Annotated in this window: 10 protein-coding genes; 4 read left to right on the top strand and 6 right to left on the bottom strand. The window is 67.6% G+C overall.

Annotated elements, in window-relative coordinates:
• Position 1: 1 nt before the first annotated feature.
• Positions 2-1,003 (bottom strand): GTP-binding protein, encoded by a 1,002-nt coding sequence (locus tag VJ693_RS06825; protein ID WP_324152762.1) that lies wholly within the window; start codon positions 1,001-1,003, stop codon positions 2-4.
• Positions 1,000-2,655, bottom strand: coding sequence for an amidohydrolase (locus VJ693_RS06820; RefSeq protein WP_324152761.1), 1,656 nt, complete (start codon positions 2,653-2,655; stop codon positions 1,000-1,002). The genes VJ693_RS06825 and VJ693_RS06820 overlap by 4 nt, the downstream gene beginning before the upstream one ends.
• A gap of 122 nt (positions 2,656-2,777) precedes the next feature.
• Between VJ693_RS06820 and VJ693_RS06815 the strand changes: the two genes are divergently transcribed.
• A complete protein-coding gene (locus VJ693_RS06815; RefSeq protein ID WP_324152760.1) occupies positions 2,778-3,908 on the top strand; it encodes a helix-turn-helix transcriptional regulator in 1,131 nt (376 codons plus the stop codon).
• A gap of 12 nt (positions 3,909-3,920) precedes the next feature.
• On the opposite strand, the gene VJ693_RS06810 is transcribed toward VJ693_RS06815, so the two are convergent.
• On the bottom strand, positions 3,921-4,808 hold the full coding sequence (locus VJ693_RS06810; protein ID WP_324152786.1) for a SphA family protein: 888 nt from the start codon (positions 4,806-4,808) through the stop codon (positions 3,921-3,923).
• A 407-nt stretch (positions 4,809-5,215) separates the two neighbouring features.
• Here VJ693_RS06810 and VJ693_RS06805 point away from each other — a divergent pair, with 407 nt between their 5' ends.
• Positions 5,216-6,661, top strand: a complete 1,446-nt coding sequence (locus tag VJ693_RS06805) for an IS1182 family transposase (RefSeq protein ID WP_324152759.1) — start codon at positions 5,216-5,218, stop codon at positions 6,659-6,661.
• Positions 6,662-7,097: 436 nt separating this feature from the next.
• Entirely contained in the window at positions 7,098-7,793 is a 696-nt protein-coding gene (locus VJ693_RS06800) for a hypothetical protein (protein ID WP_324152758.1), read from the top strand.
• A 349-nt stretch (positions 7,794-8,142) separates the two neighbouring features.
• Here the strand turns inward: VJ693_RS06800 and VJ693_RS06795 are convergent, their stop codons facing one another.
• Genes VJ693_RS06795 through VJ693_RS06785 form a run of 3 tightly spaced genes read right to left on the bottom strand, consistent with a single transcriptional unit; the run spans position 8,143 to position 11,121 of the window.
• Complete coding sequence (locus VJ693_RS06795; RefSeq protein ID WP_324152757.1) at positions 8,143-9,327, bottom strand: acetyl-CoA C-acetyltransferase; 1,185 nt, start codon at positions 9,325-9,327, stop codon at positions 8,143-8,145.
• A 37-nt stretch (positions 9,328-9,364) separates the two neighbouring features.
• Positions 9,365-10,282 (bottom strand): alpha/beta hydrolase, encoded by a 918-nt coding sequence (locus VJ693_RS06790; protein WP_324152756.1) that lies wholly within the window; start codon positions 10,280-10,282, stop codon positions 9,365-9,367.
• Between the two features lie 38 nt (positions 10,283-10,320).
• Positions 10,321-11,121 (bottom strand): SDR family oxidoreductase, encoded by an 801-nt coding sequence (locus tag VJ693_RS06785; RefSeq protein WP_324152755.1) that lies wholly within the window; start codon positions 11,119-11,121, stop codon positions 10,321-10,323.
• A 109-nt stretch (positions 11,122-11,230) separates the two neighbouring features.
• On the opposite strand from VJ693_RS06785, the gene VJ693_RS06780 reads away from it, so the two are divergent.
• The gene (locus tag VJ693_RS06780) at positions 11,231-12,178 is read left to right on the top strand and encodes a GlxA family transcriptional regulator (RefSeq protein WP_324152785.1); all 948 of its coding nucleotides are present in this window, start codon (positions 11,231-11,233) and stop codon (positions 12,176-12,178) included.
• The last annotated feature ends 761 nt before the right edge of the window (positions 12,179-12,939 follow it).

Raw genomic sequence — 12,939 nt, 5'->3', positions numbered from 1 at the left:
GTCAGATCGGTGCGGTGACGCCGGCGAACTTGCGCAGCGTGCGCTCCAGCTCGGCGCGGGCCATGCCCTGGGTGATGAAGACCAGCCGCGTGTGCCGCTCTTCGGACAGCCAGCGCGGCAGGCGCTGCGGTGGGTGGATCACGTGCTGGGCGCCGTGCACGACGAGCGGCTCGCCGGGGTGCTCGGCGATGTGCACGAGGCCCTTGAAGCGCAGCAGCTTTTCGCCGCGCATCGCGGCCACCAGCTCGAGCCAGTGCGTGAACGCTTCGAGGCTCACGGCCTCGTCGAAGCCGAAGCAGTGGGCCTGGATGGCGCGGTCGTGGTGGTGGTGCACCGAGCCGGCCGCCGCGTGTCGCTCGGCGCGGTGCAGCCCGGCCATCGCGTCGCCGGCCGCGTCGAGCAAGGCCCGTGGCGACCGCGCACCATCGAGCCCGCGGAACTGCGCAGCCGTCGGGTTCAGCGCCACCAGGCGGTCGGCCAGCCGATCCACCCGGGCCGGGGTGGCAAGGTCGGTCTTGGTCAGCAGCAGCACGTCGGCCATCGCCGCCTGGCGGCGCGCTTCCTCGTGGTGGTCCAGCGTGGCGTGTGCGTTGACGGCATCGACCGTCGTGAGCACACCGGCCAGGCGATACGCGGCCGCCACCGCCGCATCGGCCACCAGCGTGTGCAGCACCGGCGCCGGGTCGGCCAGGCCGGTGGTCTCGACCACCACGCGGCTGAAGGCGATCTCGCCCGCCGCGCGCCGGGCCGCCAGGTCCGCCAGCGTCTGGGCCAGGTCGCCACGCACGGTGCAGCACAGGCACCCGCTTTGCAGCACGCGCAGGTTCTCGGCCACGTGGTCGACCAGCAGGTGGTCGAGCGCCACCTCGCCCAGCTCGTTGATGATGACCGCCGTGTCGGCCATGCCGGGCTCTTGCAGCAGGCGCTGCAGGAGGCTCGTCTTGCCGCTGCCGAGAAAGCCCGTCAGCAGGGTGAGCGGCGTGCGGAAGTCGGACGCGTTCATGCCGGTTGCGCCTCGTGCACGACACGGCCCTCGAACCAGGTCGCCAGCACCTGCGTGCCGGCCAGTTGCTCGGCGGGCACTTCGAACAGGTGGCGGTCCAGCACCGCGAAGTCGGCCGACTTGCCCACCTCGATCGAGCCGGTGGTCTCGGCCAGGCCCATCGCGCGGGCCGCGTTGATGGTGTAGGCGTGCAGCACCTCCGGCAGCGCGAGCGCCTGCTCGGGCCACAGCGCGCCCTCGAAGCGCCCGGTCGGGTCGCGCCGGGTGACCATGCCCTGGATCGCGGGCCAGGGGCTGGGGTCGGGCACCACCGGCCAGTCGGAGCCGCCGGCGATCAGCGCGCCGGCCTGCTGCAGATCGCGGATCGGCCAGAAGCGGTCGACGCGCTCGCCCGGCACCGCGGCGCGGATTGCATCGACGATCACGCCGGGGAACCACAGCGCCGGCGACAGGTCGGCCAGCACGCCCAGCTCGGCGAAGCGCGGCACCTCCGCCGGGTCGACGAAGCTGGCGTGGGCGATCTGGTGCATCAGCCCGGGGCCGTTGAAGCTGCGCAGCACGTCGATCGCGTCGAGTGCGATGCGCACCGCGGCGTCGCCGGCGCAGTGGATCTTGACCGCCATGCCGCGCGCCTCGCAATCGGCCAGCACGCGGGCCAGCTGCGGCACGTTCAGCGTGGCGCCACCGCGGAAGCAGCAGCCATGCGCGGCATCGGCCAGGTAGGGCTCGATCATCGCGGCGGTGCGCGCGGTGGGCACGCCATCGAGAAAGATCTTGCCGGCGTCGGGGCGGAAGTGGCGGCTGCGGTGGCTGTCGCGCATGGCGAGCAGCTCTTCACCGGCTTCACCCGGCGCCAGCGGCGCCTCGGTGACGGGCAGCGAGCCCAGCACCCAGGCGGTCAAGCGGCCCTGCTCTTCCAGCGTCTTCAGCGCGCGCAGCACGGCGCGCGTGGTCAGCGCCTCCTGCATGCCCACCACACCGCAGGCGTTGAGCCGGCGCACGGCGTGCGCGGCGGCCTCCACGTCGAAATGCGGCGCTGATTCGAGCGCGCGTGCCACCGCCATCTCCACCAGGGCGGAGGCGGATTCGAGCAGCAGGCCGGTTGGCTCGCCGGTGGCTGCGTCGCGCACGATCTCGCCGTTCGGCGGGTTCGGCGTGTCCCGTGTAATGCCGGCCAGCGCGAGCGCGGCGCTGCTGACGAAGCGGTTGTGGTGCGAGTCGTCGCGCAGCATCACGGGCCGGCCGCCGGCCGCTTCGTCGAGCCGGGCACGCGCCGCGGCGTCGAGCTGGGGCATCAGGCCCGAGCCCCAGATGCCGCCCACCACCCACTCGCCGGGCGCCTTCTTGGCAGCGGCGTCGCGCACCGTGGCCAGAACCTGATCGAGGCTGAACACGGGCGGCACGAACAGCTCGTACAGCTCGGCGCGCCCTGCCCAGACGAAGTGGTTGTGCACGTCCAGCAGGCCCGGCATCACCATGCGACCCGGCAGATCGACCACCGCGGCCTCGGGTGCCGCCACGAGCGCGTCGGCCAGGGTGCCGACGGCAGCGATGCGCCCGCCTCGGATGGCCACCGCCTGCGCCCAGGGCCGCGCCGGGTCCATGGTGCAAATGGCGGGGTGGCGCAGGATGAGATCGGAACTGGGGCTCATGTCGAAGTGGTCGAATGGGGTTTCAGGGATCGGGCGTTATCGGAAATGCGCACGCTTGGCTTCGGGGCGGCCCTGATGGCACGGGCCTTGCGGCGGTCTACGCTGGCGCTGCGACGCTGACCATGACCCCGCTTTCCACCGCCGCCGACGCCACCTTGCTCGACCTGTACGCCGGTGCGGCCGAACCGGCGTTGTGGACGCGCGCGCTGGACCGCCTGTGCGCCGACACGGGCGCCTGCTCGGCGGTCGTCCAAGCCTTCAGCTTCGACGGCGGCCGTGCCCGCATCCACTGGCTCATGCAGGACTCGCGCACCGGCGCGCAACGCGCGCTGCCGCCCGGCAGCGTCGTCCTCGATGGCAACCCGCGACTGGCCCGCGACCGCGCGCTGCGCGGCCTGAACCGCATCGCGCGCGACGAGGAGCTTTTCGATCCCGGCGACGAAGCCCGCCCCCACCTGCAGCAGCAGCTGGCCACGCTGGGGCTCGGGCGGTTCATCGGCACCTTGCAAGAGGTGAGCAACGGCGTGTTCCTCGGCCTGGCCCTGCACCGCCCGGTCGGCGACCACAGCGATTTCAGTGCCGCCCAGGTGGGCCGGCTGGCCAGCGTGGCGCCGCACATCGGCCAGGCCTTCGTGCTCACCGAACGCCTGCGCGCCACGCTGCTGCTGGACGAGCAGATGTGCGCACACTTCAACCGCCTGCGCTGCGGCCTTGTCATCTGCGACCGGGCCGGACAGGTGAAGTGGCTGAACGACCGCGCCGACGCGCTGCTGCGCCGCGGCGGGCCCCTGCAGCTGGGCGCCTCGGGCCTGCGCGCCCGCAGCAATGCCGAGACCGACATGCTCCTGCGCGAGCTGGCGGCGGCCGGTGCCGCGGGCGGGCCGGGGGTGCGCTACCTGAGGCTCGGGCACGGCGCCGAGACCCTCCACGTGGCCGTGCAGGCCGCCGCGCAGCCTTCGACGGTCATGCTGGTCCTGACACCCGCGCAAGGGGCGAGCGACATTTCGCCGAACGCGCTGGTCAAGATGTTCGACCTCACCCCGGCCGAAGCCCGGCTGGTCGGGGCCCTGGTCACCGGCACGACCCTGGAGCAGTACGCGACCCATCGTGGCATCTCGATCGGAACGGCGCGGGGCCAGCTCAAGCAGGTGCAGGCCAAGACTGGCGCCCGGCGCCAGCCCGACCTGGTCCGCATGGTGTTGACATCCGCCGCAGCGCACTTGCTGTCCCCGGGCGATCACGCAGTGGAGTAAGGGGCCCGGGCCTCAGAAGGTCCAGGCCGCGCGCAGCGCGACCTGCGTGCCCTGCGAACGGTTGCGGGCGTCGAACTCCTTGTAGGCATGCGCCCAGATCAACGGCCAGCCTGAACCCAGCTCGAAGAAGCTCACGGCCGGGCCCAGCGCCACCACGCTGGCGCGCGCATCGGGCACCGTGGCACCGGCCGCCTTGTCGTCGGTGATCTGCTGGTAGTAGTAGCCGCCGAGGCCCGCCGTCCAGGGCCCGAAGTGCTGGCCGAGCGCGAACTCGTGCTGGTACTCGATGCCGGAGCGGTAATCGGTGTCCTTGTTGTTGCCGTTGACGTTGACCTGGATGTTCGACGACACCTCGAACCCGCTGGGCATGATGTAGGTGAACGCGAAGGTCGGCGACACCGTCCAGTGGTTCGTGCCGGCGTTGATCAGGCGGTTCTTGTCGTACGAACCGGTCGGCAACTGCAGCATCAGCGAGGCGTTGGTGAACAGGCCCGGCGACGGCGTCCACTTGACGATGATGGGCGCGACCTGGATATCGCCCTGCGCCGAGTTCTTGCCCGACAGCGCCAGCGTGCCCCCCGGAATGGGAATCGACAGGTCGTTGCTCATGTCGAGGAACGGCAGCACCGCAGCGAAGCCATAGGTGCCGCCCAGCAGCTCGACATCGGTCATCTTCACGAACGCCACGCCGACGCTGTCGACCTTGAGCTTCAGGCCGACGGCCGACTTGTCGCCCCCGTTGTCGCGCAGTTCATCCGCACGATAGAAGGCGGCGCGCACGCCCACGGTGCCCGTCTCGGAAGGCGGCGGCAACATGCCGGAGCCGAAATCGAACACGCCGAAGGGGGTGATCGGCGCCCCGTTCTCGACCGCGTTGGCGCTCATCGCCACCGCCAGCATCGTCACGGAAGCCGCCACGCGGCGGAGGAAGGGAGTGGGTCTGCGCATCGGGTACCTGCACGAATCCGGTTGAGGAAGGAATCGGCGGCAAGGCCCGTTGAGGCCGCGTCGCCGGTTCGTCTTGACGTGTGACAAGGTACGGCGATGGTTCGCCGGGCTCACCTCCCATTTGGGAGGTGGCATAACGCATTCAGGGAAGACCCTAGCGGCCCGGAGTGGGCGCCGGGCCCAGCGAGCCGCCGGGGCACCGGGTGGGTCCTGCGTCAGTACCGGCACCCGGCTAGATGCTGACGCTCAAGTTGGCCGGACGAACAGCAGGAACAGACTGAGACTGTGTGAAAACCCGCTGACGTACCGAAGCATGTCTGCGTAGACTGACGAGCCGACGCAGCAAGCGGAGGCAGCAAATGGCTCGATTCGTTGAGGGCGAGGACCGTAGCCAGGTTGCACTGCTTCCCGAATGTCTTGACGACTTTGTCGCTGAAGACAACCCCGTTCGAGTAATCGACGCCTTCATCGGCGAACTCGACCTGGAGGCCATGGGCTTCGAAGGCCTGACGCCCGCCTCGACGGGGCGCCCGTCGTATCACCCGGCAGTGCTGCTGAAGATCTACGTCTACGGCTACCTCAACCACATCCAGTCCAGTCGGCGCCTGGAGCGCGAGTGCCAACGCAATCTCGAGCTGATGTGGTTGACCGGGCGCTTGGCGCCGGACTTCAAGACCATTGCCGACTTCCGCCGTGACAGCGGCACAGGCATCCGCAACGTCTGTCGTCGCTTCGTCGTTCTGTGCCGCGAGTTGAATCTCTTCTCGCAAGCCATCGTGGCCATCGACAGCAGCAAGTTCAAGGCGGTCAACAATCGCGACCTTAACTTCACAGCGGTGAAGATCGACCGCTTCCAGCAGCAGATCTCGCAGAGCATCCAGCGCTACCTGGACACGCTGGAGACTGCTGATCGCACGCAACCAGCGGGGCTGCAAGTCAAGACCGAGCGATTGCAAGAAAAGATCAAGAAGCTGCGCCAGCGCATGCGCCAATTGGACAAGCTCAAGACGGAGTTGAAGTCTGATCCTGACGGGCAGCGCTCACTGACCGATCCCGACGCACGATCCATGGCTACCAGCCGGCTAGGCTCGGGAATCGTGGGCTACAACGTCCAGATGGCAGTCGATGCCAAACACCATCTGATCGTCGCGCACGAAGTCACCAACGACAGCAGCGACCGATCGCAGCTTAGCAAGATGGCGCTGGCAGCCAGGACTGCGATGGGCAGGGCCACGTTGCACGCTCACGCCGACCGCGGCTACTACAACAGCCGCGAGCTGAAGGCCTGCGAAGACGTTGGAATTGCCGCCTACGTTCCCAAGTCCATGACTTCCAACGCAAAAGCTGAGGGACGCTTCGACAAATCCGACTTCATCTACATCGCCCGAGACGATGAGTACAAGTGTCCAGCCGGCCAGCGGGCGATCTACCGGTACACGCGGGAAGAGGCCGGCTTACAGATAAGGCGCTACTGGAGCAGCGCGTGCCCGCAGTGCCCGATCAAGGAGCAGTGCACGACGAGCGACTACAGGCGTATCTCCCGCTGGGAACATGAGGCAGTACTTGAAGCCGTGCAGCGCCGCCTGGATCGCAGACCGAGTGCAATGACGGTGCGAAAGCGGACTGTCGAACACGTCTTCGGAACGCTCAAGCACTGGATGGGATCGGCGCACTTCTTAATGCGACGGCTGCCCAATGTCGCAACTGAAATGAGTCTTCATGTGCTGGCTTACAACCTCAAGCGCGTGATGAGCATTCTTGGCATTGCCAGAACGATGAAGGCGATGAGACTGATGGGCGCATGAGCCCTTTGTCATGCTCAACAGGCCGCGTACGCTTGAGAGACCCCGCCAGAACGGCATATCGCCCTTTGTGGACCACTGTGGTCCGATGAGCGTGAAACGCGGTGCTCCGAATTTGAAGCGTGCCAATCGCGGGCGGTCAACTGCGTTCTCACACAGTCTCGACTGGAAGCTGCCAGACGGCGCGAGTGCATCGGGTGCACGCGCAGCGTTACCTTCCGCGGAGCGCGACCTGACGCGATCGACCCGGAACGTTCCACCGACGTCACGAAGTGGCTGCCTATAAGCCGCTGTTACGCGCATCGGGTGTTGCACTGCGATACCGGCGGCCTAAATCTGCACCCGAGTGAGTTCGACCGTGCGAGCGCCCCCGCGACCGGGTCGGCGCCTGTGGTCAGGCCCATACTGAGCGCTGTTGAGGTTCAAGCCGCTGCCGCCCATGCGCGCACTCCTGATTGCCCTGTTGTGTGGTAGCGCTGCTGCCGCGGCGCTGCTCGCCTTGCGAGGGGGCGGTGAATCTCACGAGGCCCAACTCGCGCCTTTCGTGCCGACTCCAGCCCGCACCGCTGAACCTCGCGAGACGCAACCAGCATCCCTGGCGCCGAAGCCCGCCGGCGCCGCCGTTCCAGCGTCGAGCAGTCATTTGCAGCCGCCCGTGCCGGCCCCTCCGTCGCTCGGCGCGGCGTCGCCTGTATCGTCAACTGCCGCGGTGACGCTGCGCGCGCGATCGGAGGCAAGCCCGGTGCACTCATCGTTTGCGCTGTCGAGCGATCATCAGACTCTGATCCATGAAACCCTGCTTGCCGCTGCCGACCATGAACTGCTTGAGAGCGAGCCGCGCGAGGATGCCTGGGCAACCGAGTCCGAGCGGCTGATACGCGATGAGCTTGGGCGGCACGGCAGCGCCGGCGACTTCGAAGTCATCGCCGTCGACTGCCGCCGGACCTTGTGCGCGATCCAGGCCTTCAGCTACGGCGAGAACGGCCATCGCGCATGGGTCGAGGCCGTTGACGATCTGTACAAGGAATCGCTGGCCAGCGTCTTCGACTCGGTCAACACCGCCTTCCCGACGCAGGGTGGCCGCTCGCCGGTGCTGACCTTCCTGCACCGCAAGTCGGCAACGCCGAAACCCTGACCGAGCCTGTTTGCATGGCAGGGTCAGGGCTCGCTTGCACGCGTGAAAGGGTGAATGCTGGTGGGGTGGTTTTGACCTGCATCAGAGCGCTTAGCTCGCGCCGCGCCAATGGCCGCTTCGCTATCACGCGAACTCGCGGTACCGACCCAAACCTGCCTGTCGGGCTTGTCCAAAGCTGCCCGACGCTCGGATCGACCTCTTGCCGGCTTCGCCTCCCGAAGCAGCCGTTCGCGGCCACCGGGACCCGGCCAGCAGCGGCCGTCCAGTGCATTCGCTCCAAGCAGTCATTGCGCACGACGTCGGCGACCTCAGTGGCACTCAAAGCCGGCTGCGTCCGCGGCGCATTCCATCAGAGCGTTTCAAGCGCCAGCGCGATGCCCTGACCGCCGCCGATGCACAAGGTCACGATGCCTCGCCGCAAGCCGTCGCGTCGCATCGAATGCAGCAAGCGCGTGGTCAGCACGGCGCCCGTTGCGCCGATGGCGTGGCCGTGGGCGATGGCGCCACCCTCGACGTTGACGACGTCTTCCGGCAGGTCCAGCTCACGCAGGCAGGCCAGCGTGATCGCGGCGAATGCCTCGTTGATCTCGATGCGCTGGATGTCCGTGCGCTTCCAGTTGGCGCGTTCCAGGGCCAGCTTGACCGCCGGCACCGGCCCGATGCCGAACATGCCCGGCTCAACCGCCGCGACGCCGTGCGAGACCAGACGCGCCCATGGCCGTAGCCCGTGCTGCTCGGCAAAACTTCGCTCCGCGACGATCACGGCCGCTGCGCCACTGTTCAGCCCTGGCGCGTTCCCGGCAGTGATCGTGCCGTCCTTTCGAAACGCCGGCTTGAGCTTGGCCAGTGATTCGACCGCGGTGTCAGGCCGATTGGCTTCGTCACTGGAGAAGCTCACCGGTCCCTTGCGGCCGGAGAGTTCGATGGCGACGATCTCTTCCGCGAACTTGCCGGCAGCCTGAGCCCCACTGAACCGTTGCTGTGAACGCACGGCCCAGCGATCCTGGTCCTCGCGCGTGATGCCGTACCGAGCGACGAGATCCTCGGTATGCCAGCCTGAGTGTTGACCGCTGAAGGCATCATGGAGACCGTCTCGCAGCATGCTGTCCAGCATCTGAGCGTCCCCCATGCGCTGTCCCCAGCGCGCGCCGGGCACCAGATAGGGGGCCTGGTCCATGTTCTCCATGCCGCCGGCCACCGCGGCCGCGGCATAACCCGCCGCGATCTCGAGTGCCGCCGTGGCGATCGCTTGGGCACCCGATCCGCACACCCGATTCACCGTCAGGGCGGGCACCTGCACAGGCAGTCCGCCGCCGATGGCAGCTTGTCGTGCCGGATTCATCCGAGTGCCGGCCTGGATCACGTGTCCCATCACCACGGTGTCGACGGCTTCCGCGGCCAGACCTGAGCGATGAAGGGTCTCGCGAATCACCGCGGCACCCAGTGCGGACGCGGGCGTTTCCTTGAGCGAGCCGCCATAGCTTCCGATCGGTGTCCGGACCGGCGCGCAGAGGACGATGTCAGGGGTGGGCATGAGAGCACCTCAGGTTGTTGCGGGTCAATCGAAAGAATCAGGCCGCGGCTTTCGGAGCGCTCGCGATTCGCATCGCGTCGTTCAACACCTTGGCAGCCACGTCCGGCCGCTCGAGGACGATGAAGTGACCGGCGCCGGGAACCTCGACAAACTCGGCCGCGGGGAGGATCTGCTTGTTGGCTTGCCGGTCCGACGGTCGTGACCAATCCTTCTCTCCGTAGATGAGGTGGATGGGTGCCCTGACCTCGGGGTAGCGGGCGCGTGCCGCGATGAGGCTGGGCAGGTTCCCGTACACGGCGCGGGCAACGACCGGATAGCCCGGCCGACGACCGACCTTCAGCAATTCATCGACGTAGTCATCGTGCAGGGCGGCGGTGTCGCCGAGACCCCCACGGAGCACGGCGCGCACGATCGGCTTGGGTTCGACTCCGGCGACGGTCGGGCCGACACCGGGCGCCAGCACGCCGGTCACGATGAACCGGGCCAGCAGGCTGGACCGCGCGATGCCGCCCGCGTAGTCATAGGCATTGATCGCCACGACACGCCGCACTCTCTCGGGCAGATCAGCCGCGGTGGTGAGGGCGAGCGTCGCGCCCATCGACTCGCCGAGCAGCGTCACGTCGCGCAGATCGAGTCGGGTGATGAGGCTCTTGACCGCCTCGCGCATGGCCGGCTCCTCGTAGGAGGCGCCCGGCACGATCTGCGAGTAGCCCATTCCAGGGAGATCGAGGGCATACACCGTGTACCGCTCCCGGACCAGCGGGATGAGGTGGCGGAAGTGCTCGGCCTGGGTGCGCACGGTGTGCAGCAAGACCAACGGCGGCCCCATTCCGCCCGAGAGATAGCGCAGTCGCCCCAAGCGTGCGTCGTCCGACCCGAGCGGATCGAGAAAGTGTTCCTCGGTCCCGGCAATCCTGATGGCGGAGGAAAGTGGGTCATTGCTGGTCAGCGGCACGGTGGATCTCCTCGATTCTTCGAATGCGATGCGGCCACTCAGCGCAAGGGCTGGTAGCGCGATGCCGCTTCGTTGCTGGAGAGGTGGGGGGCCATCGCCCTGCGCGCGCCTTCGTAAGCGTCCCAGAGGGCGACGTCGTGCAGCGAAGGAAGCGTCACCGACTCGCCGCGCTCGAAGCCCAGCAAGGCGGCATCCACCAGGTCTTCGGCACGCATTACGATCTGCGCCGGCAGGTGCTCCACGGGAAGGCCGCCGCGTGCCCAGAACTCGGTGGCCGTCGCACCCGGCAGCACGGCTTGCACCCGCACGCCCTTGCCGGCCAGCTCGTGCTGCAGCGATTGACTGAAAGCCAACACGAAGGCCTTGCTGCCGCCATACACGCCGTTCAGGGTCTCTGGCGAGACGGCCACGATGGAGGCGATGTTGATCAACGCACCTCTGCCGCGTGCCACGAAGCCGGGCACCGCCGCGTAGCTCAACCGGGTGAGCGCCGTCACGTTGAGGTCGATCATGCGTACCATCTGGTCCACGTCGCTCTCCAGCAGCGACGTGTGCGTGCCCATGCCGGCGTTGTTGACCAGCAGGGTGATGCCCGCATCCTGCTTGAGCTTGCTTTCCACGCTGCGCAGCGCCACCGGATTGTTCAGGTCGGCGGGAAAGACCTCCACGGCGCGGCCGTGGCGGCTGCTGATGTCCTGAGCCAGCGGGTTCAAGCGCTCGCGGCTGCGGGCGACGAGGATGAGGTCGTAACCGCGCCGCGCCAGGCGGTCGGCGTAGAGGGCCCCGATGCCGGAGGAGGCTCCGGTGATGAGGGCGGTGCCCAGGCTTGTCTGCGTCATGGCGATGCTCCGTCTTGGGGTGTCGATGGTGCGCATGTTGTGCCGTCGGTCGTTTGGCGTAAAGGACGCGTATAGTCATGTTTTATGCCATCGGCTTTCGAGACCGCACATGCACAGAATCAGCTACGTCCTGCCGGACGGCTTTCAGGTGATGGCGCTGGCCACGCAGGCGGTCTTCGAGTTCGCCAACCTCGTGGCGGGCGAGCCCTTCTACGAGGTGACTTGCCACTCGATGCCCGGCGGCAGCGTGAAGGCTTCGCTGGGCACGACCCTGCAGACGAGGCCCTTCACCGCACGCAGCACGGCCGACACCTGGATGGTGGTGGGCGTGATCGACCCGTTGGCCACCCCCTCACCAGCCGAACTGCTGCATGCGCTGCGAAAGTGCAGCGCTCGGGCGCGTCGGACCGTGGGGCTGTGCACCGGAGCCTTCGTGCTGGCCGAGGCCGGCTTGCTGGCAGGGCGACGTGCCACGACGCACTGGGCCTATGCGGACGCACTGCAACGGCGGCATCCCGATGTCCAGGTCGAGCCGGACCGCATCTTCATCGCCGATGACCCGATCTGGACCTCCGCCGGCATGACGGCGGAACTGGATCTTGCGCTCGGCCTCGTCGAGAAGGACCTGGGCGACGACGTGGCGCGGTCGGTGGCGCACCGGCTGGTCATGCATCAGCGCCGTTCGGGCGGCCAGTCGCAGCATTCGGAGATCCTGAATCTCGCGCCGCGCTCGGACCGCGTCGCGCGGGCGCTGGAGCATGCACGCCGCCACCTGGCGCAGCCGCTGGGCGTGGAAGAACTCGCTGCGGCCGCGAACCTCAGCCCGCGCCAGTTCAGCCGTGTGTTCACGGCCGAGACCGGCCAGTCGCCGGCCAAGGCGGTAGAGCGTTTGCGCGTGGAGGCCGCGCGCTTGATGATCGAGCGCAGCCGCCACCCGCTGGAGGTGGTTGCACGCGAAACGGGCTTTCGCGATCGACGCCATCTTCGCGAGGCGTTCATGCGGGGCTTCGGCAAGCCGCCGCAGTCACTCAGGCGCGACGCCCGCCTGGGGTCCTGAAGCGTGTCGATAAGAAGACCACCAGCGTGATGAGCCACCATGACAGGACCAAGGCCCGGTTGCCAAAGTCCGCCGACAGGAGTGCGGCGTCGCCATCTGCGGGCAGAGTGCCCGCCATGTCGAGGTGGTGCATGGTCAGGTCTTGGCCAGCGCGTCCGCGTAGCGAAGGCGCATCTGATGAGTCATCGTTGTCTCCGAAGGAGAGTCATTGGGTGAGGACGGGCCAGTCCTCACAGCGCCAGCCGTCAAGCCGCTGATCAACCATCGCTGCGCGAACATGAAGATGGCGACGATGGGGATGGAGCACACCACGGCGAATGCCATGACATAAGACCAACGGGTGACTGCTTTTCAGATGAATGAAGGACCGCTGAGGGTCGGGGACGCCAGTTCGAGCAGTAGAGAAGCAGTCGCCGATGCGGCGTGCTCCCTCTCGTGGAAGTCTTACGGCAGCAGTACCTCATACAGCTGACGTTCGAGCCCACGCCTCTTCCTCGCCCAGCGACTGCTTGCTGCCAGCCAGCGTGAGTAGCGCCGCGACCGGCGACCGGCTCCAGCCGCTGCTGAGCAGCTATTGGAGCCGACTAAATGAGGGCCGTCGGATCAATCGCCTGCCCCAATGTCACCGACCGCCGTTATAGAGCCACCGATGTTCGGCGTATTGGAGCCAGCAACAGGTGAGTAAACGGGCGTCCCGAGGGGGTTACGCCGAGGTGGATTTTGCAGGCTTTTGCGACCCTGGCTTGATGGCGCCGGCGAGC

It is taken from the genome of Ideonella sp., assembly GCF_035254525.1.
Taxonomy (GTDB): Bacteria; Pseudomonadota; Gammaproteobacteria; order Burkholderiales; family Burkholderiaceae_C; genus Ideonella.
The sequence above is the reverse complement of the archived record's forward strand: the minus strand, read 5'-3'. Positions and strand labels throughout refer to the sequence as shown.

Coding starts and splice junctions, on each gene's coding strand:
- VJ693_RS06825 (WP_324152762.1), bottom strand. CDS start 1,003: ATGAACGCGTCCGACTTCCGCACGCCGCTCACCCTGCTGACGGGCTTT.
- VJ693_RS06820 (WP_324152761.1), bottom strand. CDS start 2,655: ATGAGCCCCAGTTCCGATCTCATCCTGCGCCACCCCGCCATTTGCACC.
- VJ693_RS06815 (WP_324152760.1), top strand. CDS start 2,778: ATGACCCCGCTTTCCACCGCCGCCGACGCCACCTTGCTCGACCTGTAC.
- VJ693_RS06810 (WP_324152786.1), bottom strand. CDS start 4,808: ATGCTGGCGGTGGCGATGAGCGCCAACGCGGTCGAGAACGGGGCGCCG.
- VJ693_RS06805 (WP_324152759.1), top strand. CDS start 5,216: ATGGCTCGATTCGTTGAGGGCGAGGACCGTAGCCAGGTTGCACTGCTT.
- VJ693_RS06800 (WP_324152758.1), top strand. CDS start 7,098: ATGCGCGCACTCCTGATTGCCCTGTTGTGTGGTAGCGCTGCTGCCGCG.
- VJ693_RS06795 (WP_324152757.1), bottom strand. CDS start 9,327: ATGCCCACCCCTGACATCGTCCTCTGCGCGCCGGTCCGGACACCGATC.
- VJ693_RS06785 (WP_324152755.1), bottom strand. CDS start 11,121: ATGACGCAGACAAGCCTGGGCACCGCCCTCATCACCGGAGCCTCCTCC.
- VJ693_RS06780 (WP_324152785.1), top strand. CDS start 11,231: ATGCACAGAATCAGCTACGTCCTGCCGGACGGCTTTCAGGTGATGGCG.